Below are 19,524 nucleotides of genomic sequence, written 5' to 3'. Positions count from 1 at the left end.
TTAATTAACCTACATAGAAACCTACATGAAAAGAGTAGTTTCCTTAGCGAAATAATGTTTATACGGATAAATCCGTACTTGTGTCATTTACTAACTCGTTATCAATCAACTATTTTCCCTAATCACAAAAGTTGTGTCCGAAAAAAGGGTGTGCCTTGTTAGATACGCCCTTTTTGATTGTTTGACATTTTTGAAATAATTGACTATTCTTTGATGAAGATAAATCCACTGGAAGCAGAATGAGGACCTTCTCCTCCAGCGTTTACGGCACTAACACGAAATTCAACTTCACTGCCTTCAATAAGATCTCTAATCGTTATTTTGTATAGAAGTTTCTCAGCACACCGTTCCCAAACTCCTCCTTTATATCTGCGATCAATGAGATAAGTGGTTATAGGAGAACCGTTGTCGGTTTCGGGTGGAGTAAATTTAATTGTACACCAATCATCCCCGACGTCAACCATTTCAGGTTTCCCTGGTGCTCCAGGAGGATCATACGCTCTTGCACTCATAAGCACTACAGCCATTAAGCCCAAACAAATAAACATGAATGGCTTAAAAATGTTTCGATTGATTTTTTTCATAACTTGATTATTTAGTAATTAATATATATGCAAATATAGCAAAATTGGTGTTGATTCAGAATGTTCTATTGAAATATGGGTAATTATATATCATTTTACAATGTATGAAAGTAATCATTGAAAATATCCAAACAAAACATATCGCTGGTATAAGATTTGATGCAACTCAAGTGTTGTTCATGGTAAACTTGTAACCCAACGTTACGGTATTCCGTAAACATATACTCAAACAAAGTAAAATGTCAGAAAAAGAAATTCATACGAAAGAGACCTTCCAAGTTTTGGGCATGAGTTGTGCCGTTTGCGCTTTGAACGTGGAAACGACACTTGGTGCTCAAGAGGGAGTTTACGAGGCAAAGGTAAATTTTGCTGCTTCAACCGTCTTAGTGGATTATAATCCGCGGGTAGTTACACCCGTGGAACTTCAAAAAGCCGTGGAGGCTGCCGGTTACGACCTGGTGGTGGAAAATACGGAAGATACGGATCAGGCGGATCGTTTGCAGCGGGAAGAATTTCTCGCGTTAAAACGAAAGACGATCGGGGCTATTGTTTTGGCAATACCCGTCTTCGTGATCGGTATGTTTTTCATGCACATGCCTTATGGCAACTGGATTATGCTGGCCTTTACCATCCCGGTGATGGCGCTTTTCGGGCGTGGCTTTTTTGTCCATGCCTACATGCAGTTGAAACACGGGCGTGCGAACATGGATACGTTGGTGGCTGTCAGTACGGGCGTGGCGTTTTTATTCAGCCTGTTCAACACGATTTGGCCGGAATACTGGACAAGTCGGGGACTGGAGGCACACGTGTACTACGAGGCCGCGGCGGTGATTATTGCCTTGATCCTGTTGGGACGCTTGCTGGAGGCAAAAGCCAAGTTCAGCACCTCGACGGCAATCAAGAAATTGATGGGATTGCAGCCCAAGACGGTGACTAAAATCCTTGCCGACGGTAGTGAGGAGGAGGTACCGATTCGTGAAGTGGCGGTAGGGGATATTCTGGTCGTGAAACCGGGGGAGAAAATCCCGGTGGATGGTGAAGTGACGGAGGGGTCTTCTTTTGTCGACGAGAGCATGATTACCGGGGAGTCGCTACCCGTGGAAAAGGTGAAGGGACAACCCGTGTATGCCGGGACGATAAACGAGAAGGGAAGTTTTCGTTTCCGTGCCGATAAGGTGGGAGGAGAAACCGTGTTGGCCAATATCATCCGGATGGTGCAGGAAGCGCAGGGAAGTAAAGCTCCCGTGCAGAAACTGGTGGATCGTATTGCCGGAATTTTTGTCCCGGTGGTGATGGGGATTGCCGTGATCACGTTTATCGTGTGGATGCTGGCAGGGGGCGACCTTGCTTTCACTCATGCTTTGCTGACCTCCATCACGGTGTTGGTTATAGCTTGCCCGTGCGCGCTGGGATTGGCCACGCCTACGGCAATCATGGTCGGGATAGGCAAAGGGGCGGAACATAACATACTGATCAAAGATGCCGAGAGCTTGGAGTTGATGTATCGGGTGAACGCGATCGTGCTGGATAAAACGGGAACGATCACGGAGGGAAAACCTGTCGTGACGGATATTCACTGGACGGGGGAATCGGAAGACGAGCGTTATCGATCCATCCTGCTGGAGATCGAACGGCGTTCGGAACATCCGTTGGCAGATGCCGTGGTGCAGAAATTCAAGGGAAGCGCCGTGAACGAAATATCGGTTTCGGACTTCGAAAATCAAACCGGTAAAGGCGTGACGGCAAAAGTCGGGGATGAGACATATCTCGTCGGGAACCGGGCTTTGCTGGAGGTAAATCATCTCGTTTTAGACGATGACAACGAGAAACTTGCCGTCCGGTGGGAAGGAGACGGTAAAACGGTTGTCTTTTTTGCCGGGGAGAACCGGGTGCTGGCTTTGATTGCCATTGCCGACAAGATCAAGGAGAGCTCCCGTCAGGCGGTAGCGACACTACATGAAAAAGGAATTGACGTTTATATGCTGACCGGGGATAATGCCTTAACGGCTCGTGCCGTGGCAGACCGGGTGGGCATTCGTCATTTTAAGGCCGAGGTGATGCCCGGAGAGAAGGCTGATTTCGTGGAGGCTTTGCAACACGAGGGGAAAGTGGTGGCCATGGTGGGAGACGGGATCAACGATTCGCAGGCATTGGCACGGGCCGACGTGAGCATTGCCATGGGTAAAGGATCGGATATTGCCATGGATGTGGCCAAGGTGACGTTGATTACTTCCGACTTGAACGTGATTCCCCGTGCCATCGCGCTTTCGCGTCAGACGGTGCGGGCGATTCGACAAAATTTGTTCTGGGCGTTTATTTATAACATAATCGGTATCCCTTTAGCGGCAGGGGTATTGTACGGGATCGACGGGTTTTTACTCAACCCGATGATCGCGGCGGCCGCGATGGCTTTCAGTTCGGTATCCGTCGTGACGAATAGTTTGAGAATCAAATGGAAAAAATTGTAGCCATAATATAAACCATGTTAGTTATTTTATCACCGGCCAAAACCATGGATATGTCCGTGGTGGAACAAGAACTCCCGGGCACCACCCCGGAGTACGCGGAAGAGGCGGAATACCTGGCGGAACAGATGCGTCGTTTCTCCGCGTCCGAGTTGGAGAAAATGTTGAAAATCAGCCCCAAACTGGCGGCGGAGAATTACGAACGTTATCAAAAATTCGGATCGCTTTCGAATCCTCGCAAACAGGCACTGTTGGCTTACAACGGGAGCGTGTTCAAAGCCATCGACCCGGCTTCTTTCTCGTTGGAGGACTTGAAGTACGCCCAAAATCGCGTGCGAATAATTTCGACGCTTTATGGTTTGGTGCGTCCGTTGGATTTGATACAGGCTTATCGGATCGCTTTTGCCGTGAAGTTGGACGGGGCAAACCTGTACGATTACTGGGTGCCGAAATTAACGACACCATTATTGGAAGACGTGCGTAAAGTGGGAGGGGTTATGGTAAATCTGGCCAGTATGGATATTCAAGGTGCGTTGAAGATGGACGAGTTGAGGAAAGAGGTGAGGGTGATCACGCCGGAATTTCAGGAATGGCGGGAGGGTAAATACGAGACGGTTCGCACGTATGCCAAAATCGCGCGGGGCACGATGACGAGATACATCGTGATGCACCGTGTCGAGGACCCCGAAGAGTTGAAAGCTTTCCATGGGGACGGGTACGCGTTTAACGCTGATCTCTCGGACGAGGAACATTATTTCTTTACCCGGATAAAGAAGTAAAACGCGAAAAATCGCAACTACTTATTTCACTTAGCCTCCCGGGGCGCAACTTTTTCTAAAATATCGGGTCCGGAAAGAAACAAAAAAGGCCTTTCGCGGGTATATCTATCGTAATAATTAATCTGATATACCTATGAAAGAACGTGAGATAGAACCGGGAACACCCGAAATCAATAAAAAGTATTCCATCGTGGTCGATAAAAAAGGACCTTACCTGGTGTACGGCCATCCGCTGTTGAAACAACAGTTTATCGTGCAGAATGAAGAGGGTCATTCGTGGTCATACCGGGATGGGGGTGAGTACGACACGCGCAACGAACCCACGGCTTTATGCCGTTGCGGGGCTTCTGCCAACAAACCGTATTGCGACGGGGCGCACCTGCACGCGCGTTGGGATCCCTCGCTGACGGCCGATAATATTCCTTTGTTGAAAGATGCCGATGTGGTTGACGGGCCCACGCTTGAGTTGACGGACAACGAGAAGTATTGTGCTTTTGCCCGTTTTTGTGACGCTTACGGGAGGGTTTGGAATCTCGTGGAGGAATCCGATGACCCGGAGGCCAGGGAGTTGGCCATTCGGGAGGCTAACTATTGTCCGGCAGGTCGTTTGAAGGCTTGGGATAAGGATAAAGGGGAATTTATTGAAAACGAACTGGCACCCTCGTTGGTGTTGTTGGAAGATCCGCAGGAGCGTTGTAGCGGTCCTTTGTTCGTGCGGGGTGGGATTCCGGTTGATGACACGGAGGGCGTGAGGTATGAGCTTCGTAATCGGGTCACGCTATGCCGTTGCGGGGCTTCATCGAACAAACCTTTCTGTGACGGGACGCACGCGAGTGTTCGTTTTCGGGACGGGTTGCCGGGACCGCGTGACGGGGTAAAATGAAATGATTCGTGCCTGTAAATGCGGTGATGATTGGGATGTTATGCCACATGTAACTAGCATCGTGTTATTTGATAGGTATTATGTACCTATCAAATAATAAATACTTACTATCTCGTTACAATATTTTGCATTTGTAATAGGAGCGGAATGGGAGGAGAATGGGAGCGGAATGGGAGCGGCTCGCAATTTGATGGCAATTTGATGGCAATAGGATAGTAATTTGATAACTTTGTTTTACATTATTTGGGATTTTGCTGTTTCTGAATTGATTTGATTTTTCGGATGTGAAAAACATAGGGGACGATGAAAAGTTTTTTCGTGCGGATTTGAATTTTTCTATCGTTCTTAACATTTATTGTTTATTGGCATGATATTTGTTAGCTACTTGTGTAATCAATAAAATTGTAGGATGGATTCGTTTCATATTTTTCTGGCCGTGATGACAGGAATTGCTGTTATTGTCTTTGTTGCCTTGTATTTCGTGAAAGCGGGTTACGGTATGTTTTTCGATGCCAAGTGGGGGCGACCGGTGGATAACCGCATCGGGTGGGTGTTGATGGAGGCTCCTGTTTTTATTGCTATGGCACTTTTCTGGTATTTTTCGGAACGGAGATGCGAGCTGGTGCCGTTGATATTCTTCGTTTTTTTCGAGATACATTATATGCAACGTTCGTTTATTTTCCCGTTGCTGTTGAAAGGGAAGGGACGGATGCCGTTGGGAATCATATTGATGGGTATCACGTTTAACGTGTTCAACGCGTGTATGCAGGGGGGATGGATATTCTATTTTGCCCCGTCGGATCTTTACACCCCGGGGTGGTTGACGTCGCCGCAGTTTATTATCGGGACGCTTTTGTTCTTTGCCGGGATGTACACGAATATCCAGTCGGATCATATCATTCGTCATTTGCGGCGTCCCGGTGATACGGGACATTATTTGCCGCGGGGCGGGATGTTTCGTTACGTGACTTCGGCAAATTATTTTGGCGAGATCGTTGAATGGGTCGGTTTTGCCATTCTCACGTGGTCGCTTGCCGGGGCCGTTTTCGCCATCTGGACGTTTGCTAATTTAGTACCGAGAGCTAATACAATTTATCACAAATATTTAGGGATGTTCGGGGATGAGGTGAAAAGACGTCGTCTTAAACGAGTGATTCCTTTTATATATTAAGAATATGACACGAGAATCCAAGTTATTCACGCCATTGACAATCGGACCGCTGACTTTGCGCAACCGGACGATACGGGCAGCGGCATTTGAGGGTATGTGTCCGGGGAATGCACCTTCGGAAATGTTACATGATTATCATCTTTCGGTGGCCCGGGGAGGCATCGGGATGACGACGATCGCTTACGCGGCGGTTGTTCGTAGCGGTTTGTCGTTTCCCCATCAATTGTGGTTGAGGCCGGAGATTCTTCCGGCGTTGCGACAGATCACGGATGATATCCATGCAGCGGGTGCGGCCGCGTCCATACAGATCGGGCATTGCGGTAATATGTCGCATAAGGGTATCTGTGGTTGCACGCCCATATCTGCTTCGAGCGGTTTTAATATCTATTCGCCGACGTTGGTGCGAGGGATGAAGAAGGAGGAGATCGCGGAGATGGCAAAGGCGTTCGGGCAAGCCGTGAATATGGCCAGGGAAGCGGGTTTTGATGCCGTGGAGGTTCATGCCGGACACGGGTATCTGATCAGCCAGTTTCTTTCGCCTTACACGAACCATCGGAAAGACGAGTTCGGGGGATCGCTGGAGAACAGGATGCGGTTTATGCGTATGGTGATGGCGGAAGTGATGGCGGCGGCGGGGGATGATATGGCCGTGTTGGTGAAGATGAATACCCGGGATGGGTTCCGGGGTGGGATGGAGGTGCCGGAATGTATCGAGGTGGCCAAGGCGCTGGAGGCGGCAGGGGCTCATGCCTTGATTTTGAGTGGCGGTTTTGTCAGCCGGGCACCGATGTACGTGATGAGGGGGGCTATGCCTATCCGCAGTTTGACGTATTACATGAAACAGTTCTGGTTACCGATCGGCGTGCGGCTTGCCGGGCATATGATGATCCCGACGGTACCGTTTAAGGAGGCTTATTTTTTCGAGGATGCCTTGAAGTTCCGGGAAGCGGTGAAGTTGCCCCTCGTGTACGTGGGAGGTTTGCTTTCTCGGGAAAAGATCGATATGGTGTTGGATGCCGGGTTTGATGGGGTTTCGATGGCTCGCGCCTTGTTGAATGAACCGGATTTCGTGAACCGGATGGCACGGGAGGAGAATGCCCGGAATGCTTGCGAACACACGAATTATTGCATTGCCCGTATGTATTCCCGGGAGATGGCTTGTCATAAGCATATTCCGGATTTACCCAAGAGGTTGTTGAAGGAATTGGAGGCGGAAGCAAAGAAAAATTGAAATATGGTGATTTATGGAAGTACAGAGTTTGTCTAGCGTTCATCCGGTTGCCATTGTGACAGGAGCCAGTTCGGGAATCGGGTTGGAGTACGCCCGGGAGTTATGTGCCCGGGGGTATGATGTCGTGATGGTCAGCAACGAGGAGGAGCGCCTCACGCGATGTGCCGGGGAGTTGTCGCGCACGTACGAGGTGCAGACGTGGCCTCTTTACATGGATTTGTCGCTGCCGGATGCGGCGGAGCATTTGCACGGTTTCTGCGTGGCGTTAGGTTTGCAGGTGGAGGTGCTGGTGAATAATGCCGGTATTTTCCGGTACGATCATGTGGTGAATCTTTCCGTGGGGGTTGTGCGGACCATGTTGATGTTGCACGTGAATACGGTCGTGCTGCTTTGTCGTTATTTTGGCGAGGATATGAGAAGACGGGGAAAAGGGTATATCCTCAATATGTCTTCCATGTCGGCTTGGTTTTCTTATCCGGACATATCGTTATACGCTTCCACGAAGTGTTTTTTGAAGAGTTTTTCCCGAGCTTTTCGTTTGGAGATGCTTGATTACGGGGTGAACGTTACCACGGTTTGTCCGGGTGCGGTTGCTACCAATTTATATAAATTGCCCCTTCATTTGCAGCGGTTGGCCGTGCGAATCGGCGTGATGATGAAACCGGAAACGCTTGCCCACCGGGCGATTAACGGGATGTTTCGTCGCCGTGCCCAAATGATTCCCGGGGTAATTAATTACTTTTTTATCGGCTTCATGTTACTTTGGCCTTACGGGCTAGTGAGGTGGACGATGAAGAAGGTGAAAAAGGCAATTGGGAATGAAAGAATCCATTAATTTATGATTTATGAATTACGATTTACGATTAAGAAAAGAAGCAGTTAGTGGGAGGAAATCACCTAATCTAAAATCATAAATCAAGAAATTAGTTGGATCAAAAATCATAAATCAAAAATCATAAATGGATAAAGGTTTGTTTATCATCACTGGGGCCAATGGCGGCATGGGAAAGGCGATCACGAGAGCGATTGCCGGGACGGGTGTTCCCGTGATTATGGCTTGTCGGAACGTGGAACGGGCGGCAGAAGTAAGGGATGAGATTGTGCGGGAGACGGGAAACGGGCGGGTGGAGTTGCACCGGTTGGATTTGGCGTCGGTCGCTTCAATTCGTTCTTTCGTCGACGGGTTGAATGGACGGGAGGTGCGTGTGTTGGTGAATAACGCGGGGATCATGTGCCGGGATTTTTCGACGACGGAGGATGGGGTGGAGACGACGGTGGGGGTGAATTACATGGGGACTTGGTTGTTGACGAATTGGTTGCTTCCGAATATGGGAAGGAGCGGGAGGTCTCGGATTATTAACACGTCGTCGGTTACCTGTAAGATGGGGAAGGTCGGAGATCATTTCTTTGCATTGGATCCGGAGCATTACCGTCGTTTTAAGGCTTATCCCGATTCTAAGTTGGCGATACTGATGTTCACTACCGAACTGGCCCGACGGTTACAGGGGCGTGCGATTACCGTGAATGCTGTCGATCCGGGCGTGGTGAACACGGGAATGATTACGATGCACAGGTGGTATGATCCTTTGGCGGATATTTTTTTCCGTCCGTTTATTAAATCTCCGGAACGGGGGGCGATGACGGCCATTCTTTTGGCTACTTCCGACCGGTACGCGAATGTATCGGGAGGTTTTTTCAAGAGTAAGCGTCAGGTGGGGTTACCCCAATCGGCTCTTGACGTGGAGGCTTGTCGGAAGTTGTGGTCGCAGACGGAGCAATTCGTGGCCGAGCTTGTACGCTCGAAATTGAAAAAAGGAGAAAATGAAGGTAGGTAAAAAGTTAATATTATGCGATTAGAGGAGAGGTACGATAAGGTGTTGGCATGGTTTAGAGAACGTATGCCGTTAGCTGATACGGAGTTGCAGTATAAGGATCCCTTCCAGTTGTTGGTGGCGGTGATTTTATCGGCGCAATGTACGGATAAGCGGGTGAATATGGTGACTCCCGCTTTGTTCGAGCGATTCCCGGATGCCGTGTCCATGTCCCGGGCGAGCGTGGAGGAGATTTTCGAGTTGATTAAATCAATCTCTTACCCGAATAGTAAATCCAAGCATTTGTCGGCGATGGCGAAAAAGTTGGTGGAAGATTTCAATGGGGTTGTCCCGGATGATTTCGAGTTGTTGCAAACGTTACCCGGGGTGGGGCGTAAGACTGCGAATGTGATGGAAGCGGTGGCTTTCAAGCGTCCGGCGATGCCTGTTGACACGCACGTTTTCCGGGTTGCCGATCGTATCGGACTGGTAACGGGTGCCAAGACGCCGTTGGAGACGGAGAAACAACTCGTGGCGCATATTCCTGCCGAATGGTTGTCCTCGGCTCATCATTGGTTGATATTGCACGGACGGTATGTTTGCATGGCAAGAAAACCGAAGTGTGAAGAGTGCGGGATTGCCGAATGGTGTCGATATAATCAAAAAAAGCTGTCTTGACATGAGACAGCTTTTTCACTATTTACTACTAACCCTAAAATTTGGAACTACTTCGAGCATCCATTTTTTGCAATAAGCCCGTTTTTATTACTTCGTGTGAATTCATTTATTAGATGCAGATTTTTGGAAAAGGTTGCGTGAAAAAATAAAAAAATAGAGGATTGTGGTTCACAATCCTCTATTTTTTTATTTTAATCCTTTGCGTTTTAGTAGCGGATCAATAGATGGTTCTTGCCCTCTGAATTTTTGGTAAAGGGTCATGGCGTCTTCGGAAGCTCCTTTGGAAAGGATGTTTTCCCGGAATGCTTTTGCTTTTTCGGGGTTGAAGATGTCACCCGTTTCTTTGAATGCTTCGAACGCGTCGGCGTCAAGTACTTCTGCCCACGTGTAGGCGTAATACCCGGAAGAGTAACCACCGGCAAATATGTGCTGGAAGTAGGGGCTGCGATAGCGTACTGTAATCTCGGGTATAAGGCCGATTTTTTCCAACGTGGCTTTTTCGAATTCATTCGGGTTGACGGGATCGGTCGTGTTACGCGTGTGGTAAGCCATATCCAGTAGGGCCGCTGCCATGAATTCGGTGGTGACGAATCCTTGGTTGAAATGTCCGCTATTCTCCAATTTGTCGATAAGTTCTTGCGGGATGGGTTCTCCCGTTTTGTAATGACGGGCGTACACTTTCAGTACTTCGGGATCGGCAGCCCAGTTCTCCATAATTTGGGACGGGAGTTCCACGAAATCTCGGGGAACAGAGGTTCCTGATACTTTATTATATGTGCATTGTGACAATAGGCCGTGAAGGGCATGACCGAATTCATGGAAAAGGGTTTGTGCCTCGTCGAAGCTCAATAATGCCGGAATGTCCCCGGTAGGTTTGGTGAAGTTGCAGACGTTCGTGATGATCGGGGTTACTTTTTTGCCTAACGCGGATTGCTTGCGATAAGCGTTCATCCAAGCTCCTGAACGTTTGCTTTCTCTCGGGTGGAAGTCCATGTAGAGGATCCCGATGTGGTCGCCATTTGCTTCTTTCACCTCGAATGCCAAGGCGTCCGGGTGGGGAACGGGAAGGTCGGTACGTTGCGTGAACGTGATTCCATATAATTTATTGGCCGTGTAGAAAGCTCCTTCTCTGACGTTTTCCAACGGGAAGTATTGACGAAGTTCGTTCTCGTCCAGCCCGTATTTGGCTTTCTTTACTTTTTCCGCGTAATAACGCCAGTCCCAAGGTTGTAATTTGAAGTTTTTGCCTTCTTTCCGAATCATGTCTTGAAGTTCTTTGGCTTCTTTTTTAGCGATCGGGAGGGCGGCGTCCCAGATTTGGTTACACAGGTTGTACACGTTCTCCGGGGTTTTGGCCATGTTGTTGTCGAGAACAAATGCCGCGTGGGTGTCGTAGCCGAGCAATTGGGCTTTTTGTACTCGCAGGGAAACGATCTTGGATATAATTTCTTTGTTATCGAATTCGTTGTCGTTGTTACAACGGTTGATGTAAGCCTTGTAGATTTTTTCTCTTAAATCCCGATTGTCGGCGTATTGCAGGAAGGGGATCATGCTCGGGTTGTGAAGGGTGAATACCCATTTCCCTTCCAGACTGGCATTTCGGGCCGCGGTTGCTGCCGTGGCGATCACGTTCTCGGGAAGACCGGATAAATCTTTTTCGTTATCGATGACCAGCTTGAAGCTATTGGTTTCGTTCAGCAGGTTTTCGCCGAATTGCAGGCTGAGCATGGATAGTTCGCTATTCAATTTCTTGAATGTTTCTTTGTCTTCGGGAGAGAGGTTTGCTCCACCCCGAACGAAGCCTTGGTAATATTTGTCGAGTACGGTTAGTTGTTCCGGGGTCAGGTTTTCTTTCTCCTTATTATTGTATACTGTTTTGATTCGCTCGAAGAGTTTGTCATTCAAGTTGATCGCGTCCCAGTGAGCGGTGAGTTTTGGAGTAATCTCTTTGGCAATGGCCTTGATCGAATCGTTCGTGTTCGCTCCTTGTTGGTTGCCGAACACGGAAGATACTTTGTTCAGTAGTTCGCCGGAAGTTTCGAGTGCGTCGATCGTGTTTTTAAATGTCGGTGCTTCCGGATTGTTGATAATCGCGTCGATTTCCGCTTGGTGTCGCTTCATCCCTTCTTCGTAGGCGGGGAGATAATGTTGATTTTTAATCAAGTGGAAAGGGGGAACTTCATAAGGGGTTCCATACGTGTTGAAAAATGGGTTTTCATTCTTCACTTGCCCTGATTGGCAGGATTGCAGCGCTAGTCCTACGCAACAAACTAAGTAAGTGACTTTTTTCATTTTAAATTTCATTATTTGGTTTTAGAATGTGACAAATATAATTAAGTCGGGTAGAATATACAAATAAATGATTTTCTCCTTATTTTTGTGTCTTCAAAAATGGATAAGATTGATATGAGTATTCAAGAGAATGTTGCGACTTTTGTCACGAAGTTACCCAAGGTGATTTTGTTATGTGTTGTCATTTACTTGATTTCGCTGAATTTTAAGACGGCCAACGAGGTTTCGAAGGGCCAGGAGGCGAAAGCAGAAGTTTCGAATGTTGTCCCTTTGGATGCGGTGAAGAAATATTTTCCGACCTGCACGGGTGTTGAAAAAGTGAACGAGGTTCATTACGTTGTGAAGGCCGACGGGAAGACGATCGGTAAATTGCTGGTTACTACCCCGATCGCGGACGATTTGATCGGTTATGCTGGGAATGTTCCTTTGTTTTTGGCGATTTCCGAGGAGGATGTAATTTTGGGGCTTACCTTGTTGGATAATAGCGAGTCGCCCGGTTTTTTAAGACGTCTGGAGAAAAAGAATTTGTTGTCGGCATGGGATGGTAAGATGCTGGAGGAGGCCGCGCTGCTGAACGTGGAAGCGGTGAGTGGAGCCACGATGTCGAGCGATGCTATCCGGGGAAGCGTGAAGAGGGCGTTGGAGTTTTACTTGGAACGTGACGGGGGAGGTTTTGACGTGGATTGGGTGAAGTTGTTGCAACATGTTTTGGGGGGCATCGTGGTTTTGTTGGCGTTAGCCAGTATGTTCTGGGGTAGCCGGATGAAGCGTTGGCGCTACGTGTTGCAGGTTGCTTCCGTGTTGATTCTTGGTTTCTGGTTCGGGTATTTCGTTTCTTTGGAGTTGCTGTTTAACTGGTTGTTGAACGGGATTCCATGGGGAGCACGTATTTTGTTGCCCGTGATTGCCGTGCTGGCGTTGGCTTTCCCGTTGTTCTTGAATAAGGCTTATTATTGCGCGTATTTATGTCCTTTGGGGGCAGCGCAGGAGTTGTTGGGAAAAGTGCGTAAGAAGAAAATAGCCCCGAAGGGCGTGTGGAAGAGTATATTTAAATATACCCGCGTGATCTATTTTATGGTGATTCTCGCTCTGTTGTTGGGGGGTATCCCGTTGGATTTGGCGTCGTTGGAACCTTTTTCGGCATTTTTATTGACCGCTGCAACGGGGTGGGTGATTGCTTTGGCTGTCATATTTTTACTTTTATCCGTATTCTTTGCCCGTCCTTGGTGTAACTATTTTTGTCCTACCGGGGCGTTGCTGGATATTTTGAGAAAGGCCGATACGAAGGCCAGTTTGGAGAGAAGAAAAAAAGTAATTAGGGAGTTTGTTGCTTTGGTAATGTTTCTCGTGATATTATATTTTATCCTGAGGTAAAAAAAACTTGAAACTTTTTTACTGAAACATTTGATTGTTTGAATAAAAAGTGCGTAATTTGCATCCTGTTTGGAAAGCGTTTATAAAAATATTGAGAGATGTCAAGAATTTGTCAAATAACTGGAAAGAAAGCGATGGTTGGTAACCATGTTTCTCACTCCAAAAGAAGAGTGAAGAGAACATTCGAGATCAACCTGTTTAAGAGGAATTTTTATTGGCCAAAAGAAGATAGATGGATCCGTTTGAATGTATCTGCAGCCGGATTGCGCCTGATCAACAAGAAAGGTATTAGTGCTTGTTTGAAAGAAGCTACTGCCAATGGTTTAATTAAGAACGTATAAAGTAAGAAGAGATGGCAAAGAAGAGCAAAGGAAACAGAATACAGGTGATTTTGGAGTGTACGGAACACAAAGAATCCGGAATGCCGGGTACGTCTCGTTATATCACTACCAAAAATAGAAAGAACACCCCCGAGAGAATGGAGTTGCGTAAGTACAACCCGATTCTGAGAAGAGTAACTTTACACAGAGAAATAAAATAATTAAGCTATGGCAAAGAAAGTTGTTGCAACACTTAAAACAGCAGATGGTAGGGGATATGCGAAAATCATCAAAATGGTGAAATCTCCGAAAACCGGTGCCTATACTTTTAAGGAACAAATGGTTCCTAATGATCAGGTGAAAGAAGCCGTGAAAAAGTAAGATTTAAGATCTTTATATAAGAAAGAGCGTCGTGAGGCGCTCTTTTTTTGTGTTCTTCGGAAACTACCCCTCTAACTCCCCCTTGCACAGGGGGAGGACATGCTACGTTGAGATATTGTGATGTTTGGTAATCAGCTCTCCCCCTGTGTAAGGGGGAGCTGGAGGGGGTAGTTTCTTTTTATATTTACTTCGAATTTCATCAGAACAAAAAAATATGATTTTTTACCTGAAAACTGAAACCTATCCCGGTAATTCCCGTTATACTCTATGTATTCACCATCAAGGAATGCTTCTTGATGATTGAAAACAGAAGAGTTAGTTTGAATAATTGAAAAAATAAAATTTCTCGATTTTTTTTCGAGAAAAACGAAACCTTTCTTTAGCAGTAACGTTAAAGAGGTAGAATAGATGATGAACTTATGATTTATTTTTAGCTGTTATTAGATTGAATCATCTAGCATAAAGAGAGGGGATAGCTTTGACTGAGGTTTAAGCTGATTTTCTGACAGAGTTCTTAAAAGTACTGGAATATATCCTACGGGACACCACGCACACACACCACACACACAGACGCACGCACACACACACATACATACAACATCTTTTCGTCAGTCCCAGAATATTCCATTTAAGACGCTACAGGGAATCCCTCCTTTTTTTATTTTTGATTTTTGATTTTCGATTTTTGATTCTTGATTCTGACCACACGTTTTACCATATATTTATTAGATTTCTTCTGTATCAGGTTTACACTTTTTTATTCGTAATTTGTAAATCATAAATTATAAATTTTTCTTTCATTCGAAATAGTTTCTCTATCTTTGTAAGTTGATTTTTAAGGAATAGGAATTCATGGAGAACAGAGAAGAAGATAACAATATAGCCATATTTGGTGCCAGAGAGCATAACCTGAAAAACATAGATCTGACGATTCCACGCGATAAGTTGACAGTAATTACCGGGTTAAGCGGGAGTGGAAAATCATCCTTGGCTTTTGATACGATATATGCCGAGGGGCAGCGTCGGTATCTGGAAACTTTTTCCGCGTATGCCCGTCGTTTCTTGGGGGGAATGGAACGTCCGGATGTGGATAAGATTACGGGGTTAAGTCCTGTGATTTCAATAGAACAGAAGACCACGAATAAAAATCCTCGTTCTACAGTCGGTACGACCACCGAGATTTATGACTTTTTGCGTTTGCTTTACGCTCGTGCAGGGGTGGCTTATTCTTATGCCACGGGTAGTAAGATGGTAAAGTACACGGATGAACAGATATTGGAATTGTTGCAGCGTGATTTTGCCGGACGACGTATCTTGTTGTTGGCACCCGTGGTAAAAGGGCGTAAGGGGCATTACCGGGAGTTATTCGAAAATTTGCGAAAGAATGGTTTTATCTCGGTACGGGTAGACGGTGAGTTACGGGAAATGAAGATCGGGATGAGTGTTGATCGTTACAAGATGCATGATATTGAAATCGTGGTGGATAAGATTGTTATGGATCAGATCGATCTGAAACGCTTGAAAAATTCCGTGGCTACTGCCATGAAGCACGGTAAGGGGGTGATGATGGTAAAAGATTACGCGTCTGACGAGATTAAATATTATAGCCGCCATTTGATGTGTCCGGATACCGGGCTTTCCTATAAAGATCCGGCCCCGCATACTTTTTCTTTCAATTCACCTCACGGGGCTTGTAAGAAATGTAAGGGGTTGGGGTATGTCAACGAGGTGGCAATGGAAAAGATTATCCCGGATAATTCTTTGTCGATTTATGCCGGGGGAATCCTACCCCTGGGAAAATATAAGGCATCTCTTATTTTCTACCAGATCGAAACGATTTTAAGAAAACATGGTGCCGATATTAAACAACCGATTCGGGATTTGCCCGAAGAGGCCTTGACGGATGTCCTGTACGGTTATCCGGGGCAATTTCGTTTGGAGAACGCGGAGATCGGGGTGTCATCCAACTTTCTCACGACGTACGAGGGGATATTGAAGTATGTCACCATGCAGGAGGAAAATTCGACTTCCAAGAAAGCGAATAAATGGGCGGAACAATTTATTTCCGTGTCAACTTGCGACGCGTGTAACGGTCAACGCTTGAATCAAGAGGCTCTACATTTCTATATTAACGGGAAGAATATTTCCGAGTTGGCTAATATGGAATTGTCTGATTTGTACGAGTGGATCAGTAACGTGGAGGAGCATTTGGAGGATAAGCAGAAACAGATTGCCGGGGAGATTTTGAAGGAGATCCGGACGCGTCTGAAGTTTACGCTTGATGTGGGTTTGGAGTATCTATCCTTGAATCGACAGTCCATGACGTTATCGGGCGGGGAATCCCAGCGTATTCGCTTGGCGACACAGATCGGGTCGCAGTTGGTTAACGTGCTTTATATATTGGATGAACCGAGTATCGGGTTGCACCAGAAGGATAACCGGAAGTTGATTCATTCTTTACAGGAATTACGGGATAACGGTAATTCGGTGATCGTGGTGGAGCATGATAAGGAGATGATGGAGAATGCCGATTACATCGTGGATTTGGGGCCCAAGGCGGGAAGGAAAGGCGGGGAGATCATGGCTATCGGGAAATATTCCGATATTCTGAAAAGTGATAGTCTGACGGCACAATACTTGACAGGGAAGAAGATGATCGCTATTCCGGCAGAACGTCGTGTGGGGAACGGAAAGAAGATTTCTTTGAAAGGATGTACGGGGAATAATCTTAAAAATGTGGATGTCGATTTTCCTTTGGGAAAATTGATCTGCGTGACAGGTGTGAGTGGGAGTGGAAAATCTTCTTTGATCAACGGTACTTTACATCCGATATTGAGTGCTTATTTTTATAATGCTTTGGCCGCACCGTTACCTTATAAATCGATTGAAGGGATAACCGACATCGATAAGGTGGTTGTGGTGGATCAAAGTCCGTTAGGTAGAAGTCCTCGTTCCAATCCAGCTACTTATACGGGGTTGTTTACTGATATTCGAAAGATATTTGAGAAATTACCGGAATCACAGGTTCGGGGATACACGGCCGGACGTTTTTCTTTTAACGTGAGCGGGGGACGTTGTGAGGTATGTAAGGGTGCGGGCGTGAAGACGATTGAGATGAATTTTCTCCCGGATGTTTACGTGCATTGCGAGGCGTGTGATGGTAAGCGTTACAATAAAGAGACCTTGGAGGTTCGCTATAAAGGAAAATCCATCGGGGACGTGCTGAACCTGACGATTAATCAAGCGGTAGAGTTCTTTGAAAATTTGCCTCACCTGCAATCCAAATTGAAGATGTTGCAGGATGTGGGGTTAGGGTATATCAAAATCGGACAACCTTGTACCACGTTAAGCGGTGGTGAGTCCCAGCGTATTAAATTGGCTACCGAACTTTCGAAGAAAGATACCGGAAGTACGCTGTATATACTGGATGAGCCTACAACTGGGCTACATTTTGAGGATATAAATATATTGTTGGGCGTGTTACAAAAACTGGTTGATAAAGGAAATACCGTGATTGTTATCGAGCATAATTTGGATGTGATTAAAGTTGCCGATTATCTTATCGATATGGGACCCGGGGGAGGTAAAATGGGAGGTACCGTTGTTTGCACCGGAACTCCGGAAGAAGTTGCCCGAAATAAAAAATCCGTGACGGCACCTTTTTTACGGGAGGAGTTGGGATGAAATGAAGATCTTTATAATGTTTTTGTTGTATAAATAAAAACAAGCTGGCTGATATGAAGAATTTATTACGGGATAATTTGGAAGGTAATGTCGTTTTTAAGAAAATCTTTGCGACTTATTATGCCAGAATCGTTTATTTTGCCTTCCAAATTATAGGTGATCGGGCTGAGGCGGAGGATATTGCTCAAGATACTTTCGTGAATTTCTGGAATCAAAAAGAGCATGTGAGTCAACATGAAAGCGCAATAAAGAATTACTTGTATCTGACGGCTAAAAATCTTTGCCTTAATCAAATCAGACATAATAATATCGTCAAGGAGTATCAGACTAAAAATCAATTCCCCGTATTTGATGATACGGATATCGTGAATGCTATTGTTTCATCTGAAATTTCTTCACGGATTTATCAAGCCATAGAAACTTTACCGGGGCAATGTCGGGAAGTTACTCGTATGGCCTACATTCTTGGATTGAAAAATCAAGAGATTGCAGATTGTTTACAAATTTCTATTAATAGTGTAAGAGCTCATAAACAACGTGCTATTCAGTTACTTCGGGATAAGTTGGATAAAAAAGATTTGTTGTTAATGATAATTTTTGAAAAAAAGTTGAATTTTTTTTAGTCGTTTTTTCTTTTCATGTGTCTTTATTATAAAACGAGATAGATTTCATGGATCGGAAAACGTATCATATTGTACAATTGCTTTTTAAGTATTATCGGGAAACACTGGGTGTTTCCGAGAAGGCTGAGTTAGAGGCTTGGTTGACAGAGGACGAGCGTAATCGTGAACTATTGAAAAGTTACGAGCATTTTTCCCGCTTTGTTCAAGATATGCACTTTTATGGAGAGACCGATGTGGAGAAGGGGTATGATCGTGTTTTCCAGAAAATCGAAACACAACGAAAGAAGAGGGTTTACCGGATGCGTTGGATTGCATGGGGACGTGTGGCGGCTTGTTTGATGGTCGTGGGTACATTTATGATATTGTGGCAGCAGGGGGCTAATGAAAGGGAACAGTATCCCATGATAGCTCTTGCCACCCCTGATCGTTCTGATGTGCAGTTGCAGCTTTCTGATGGGAAGACTATTTCTTTGGCTCATGTGTCAGAAGTAAAAGAGACCGATGGGAGAAATGTGGCAACAAATGACACGGCGGGAATTATTTATCAAAGCGAGCAGGGGAATGTATTGCGAGAGGAAGAGGTAATATATAACACGGTGATTACTCCTCGGGGGACGGAGTACATGTTGACGTTATCCGACGGTTCAAGAGTTTGGTTAAATTCCGATTCTCGTTTGAAGTTTCCGGTGAAGTTTTCTAAGGGAACGAGACGGGTTGAACTTGTTGGGGAAGGCTATTTTGAGGTAGCGAAGGATTCTTCATCACCTTTTATCGTGAATAGTGGAAAGTTAGAAATAAAGGTCACGGGAACTTCTTTCAATGTTACGGCTTATCCGGATGAAAAAATGGTGCAAACCACGCTGGTATCCGGTTCCGTTGACGTGAGTTGTCCGGAGTGTTCGAATTCTGAAAGTGTGTCGTTGGTTCCGAATGAGATGGCCGTTTTTGAAGCGGGGAGGCAAAAGATAGAAAAGAAGAGAGTTGATATCACTCCTTACGTGGCTTGGCATGAAGGCTTTTTGACGTTCCATGATGAGAGTTTAGGTTCCATCGCAAAAAAATTAGAACGTTGGTATGATCTTACTTTTGAATTTGATCAGCCGGAAACGAAAGAACTTGTTTTTTACGGGAGTATCAAACGACATGAAAATATCTCGCAGGTTTTGGATATGCTGAGATGCACAAATTTGATCAGTTTTACAATTATAGATTCGAAAACAGTACGCGTAACTCGATTATAAAAAACCA

General features: G+C 45.8%; 17 protein-coding genes. 15 read left to right on the top strand and 2 right to left on the bottom strand.

The window, feature by feature from the left end:
- Positions 1-203 precede the first annotated feature (203 nt).
- The gene (locus D8S85_RS03720) at positions 204-584 is read right to left on the bottom strand and encodes a fibronectin type III domain-containing protein (protein WP_106624931.1); all 381 of its coding nucleotides are present in this window, start codon (positions 582-584) and stop codon (positions 204-206) included.
- A gap of 239 nt (positions 585-823) precedes the next feature.
- Between D8S85_RS03720 and D8S85_RS03715 the strand changes: the two genes are divergently transcribed.
- The 8 genes from D8S85_RS03715 (at position 824) to nth (ending at position 9,602) form a co-directional block, all read left to right on the top strand.
- Entirely contained in the window at positions 824-3,052 is a 2,229-nt protein-coding gene (locus D8S85_RS03715) for a heavy metal translocating P-type ATPase (RefSeq protein WP_106624930.1), read from the top strand.
- 14 nt (positions 3,053-3,066) lie between these two features.
- The gene (locus D8S85_RS03710) at positions 3,067-3,828 is read left to right on the top strand and encodes a YaaA family protein (protein ID WP_106624929.1); all 762 of its coding nucleotides are present in this window, start codon (positions 3,067-3,069) and stop codon (positions 3,826-3,828) included.
- 133 nt (positions 3,829-3,961) lie between these two features.
- Positions 3,962-4,711, top strand: coding sequence for a CDGSH iron-sulfur domain-containing protein (locus D8S85_RS03705; protein WP_106624928.1), 750 nt, complete (start codon positions 3,962-3,964; stop codon positions 4,709-4,711).
- Positions 4,712-5,150: 439 nt separating this feature from the next.
- Positions 5,151-5,882: a DUF1295 domain-containing protein gene (locus D8S85_RS03700; protein WP_127075708.1), complete on the top strand. Its 732-nt coding sequence runs from the start codon at positions 5,151-5,153 to the stop codon at positions 5,880-5,882.
- Between the two features lie 4 nt (positions 5,883-5,886).
- Positions 5,887-7,113: an NADH:flavin oxidoreductase gene (locus tag D8S85_RS03695; protein ID WP_127074799.1), complete on the top strand. Its 1,227-nt coding sequence runs from the start codon at positions 5,887-5,889 to the stop codon at positions 7,111-7,113.
- A gap of 13 nt (positions 7,114-7,126) precedes the next feature.
- A complete protein-coding gene (locus D8S85_RS03690; RefSeq protein WP_127074798.1) occupies positions 7,127-7,948 on the top strand; it encodes an SDR family NAD(P)-dependent oxidoreductase in 822 nt (273 codons plus the stop codon).
- A gap of 124 nt (positions 7,949-8,072) precedes the next feature.
- Positions 8,073-8,948 carry an SDR family oxidoreductase gene (locus D8S85_RS03685; protein WP_228423347.1) on the top strand — a complete coding sequence of 292 codons (876 nt, stop codon included), beginning with the start codon at positions 8,073-8,075 and terminating at the stop codon, positions 8,946-8,948.
- Positions 8,949-8,960: 12 nt separating this feature from the next.
- On the top strand, positions 8,961-9,602 hold the full coding sequence (nth, locus tag D8S85_RS03680) for an endonuclease III (protein ID WP_106624925.1): 642 nt from the start codon (positions 8,961-8,963) through the stop codon (positions 9,600-9,602).
- A 186-nt stretch (positions 9,603-9,788) separates the two neighbouring features.
- Here nth and D8S85_RS03675 read toward each other — a convergent pair whose 3' ends face one another.
- The gene (locus D8S85_RS03675; RefSeq protein ID WP_127074797.1) at positions 9,789-11,894 is read right to left on the bottom strand and encodes a M3 family metallopeptidase; all 2,106 of its coding nucleotides are present in this window, start codon (positions 11,892-11,894) and stop codon (positions 9,789-9,791) included.
- 99 nt (positions 11,895-11,993) lie between these two features.
- Here D8S85_RS03675 and D8S85_RS03670 point away from each other — a divergent pair, with 99 nt between their 5' ends.
- From D8S85_RS03670 to D8S85_RS03640, 7 genes are all read left to right on the top strand, one after another.
- Positions 11,994-13,268, top strand: a complete 1,275-nt coding sequence (locus D8S85_RS03670) for a 4Fe-4S binding protein (protein WP_127074796.1) — start codon at positions 11,994-11,996, stop codon at positions 13,266-13,268.
- Between the two features lie 98 nt (positions 13,269-13,366).
- A complete protein-coding gene (rpmB, locus tag D8S85_RS03665) occupies positions 13,367-13,609 on the top strand; it encodes a 50S ribosomal protein L28 (protein ID WP_127074795.1) in 243 nt (80 codons plus the stop codon).
- Between the two features lie 11 nt (positions 13,610-13,620).
- The gene (gene rpmG, locus D8S85_RS03660; RefSeq protein WP_027202636.1) at positions 13,621-13,809 is read left to right on the top strand and encodes a 50S ribosomal protein L33; all 189 of its coding nucleotides are present in this window, start codon (positions 13,621-13,623) and stop codon (positions 13,807-13,809) included.
- Between the two features lie 7 nt (positions 13,810-13,816).
- Positions 13,817-13,969, top strand: a complete 153-nt coding sequence (locus D8S85_RS03655; RefSeq protein WP_106624923.1) for a DUF4295 domain-containing protein — start codon at positions 13,817-13,819, stop codon at positions 13,967-13,969.
- 852 nt (positions 13,970-14,821) lie between these two features.
- Positions 14,822-17,653 (top strand): excinuclease ABC subunit UvrA, encoded by a 2,832-nt coding sequence (gene uvrA, locus D8S85_RS03650; RefSeq protein ID WP_106624922.1) that lies wholly within the window; start codon positions 14,822-14,824, stop codon positions 17,651-17,653.
- Positions 17,654-17,706: 53 nt separating this feature from the next.
- Positions 17,707-18,276: an RNA polymerase sigma-70 factor gene (locus D8S85_RS03645; protein ID WP_106624921.1), complete on the top strand. Its 570-nt coding sequence runs from the start codon at positions 17,707-17,709 to the stop codon at positions 18,274-18,276.
- 47 nt (positions 18,277-18,323) lie between these two features.
- A complete protein-coding gene (locus D8S85_RS03640; RefSeq protein ID WP_106624920.1) occupies positions 18,324-19,517 on the top strand; it encodes a FecR family protein in 1,194 nt (397 codons plus the stop codon).
- Positions 19,518-19,524: the final 7 nt, after the last annotated feature.

This window comes from Butyricimonas faecalis (assembly GCF_003991565.1).
Taxonomy (GTDB): domain Bacteria; phylum Bacteroidota; class Bacteroidia; order Bacteroidales; family Marinifilaceae; genus Butyricimonas; species Butyricimonas faecalis.
Note: the sequence above shows the minus strand (reverse complement) of the source record. Positions and strands in the feature narration are given on the sequence as shown.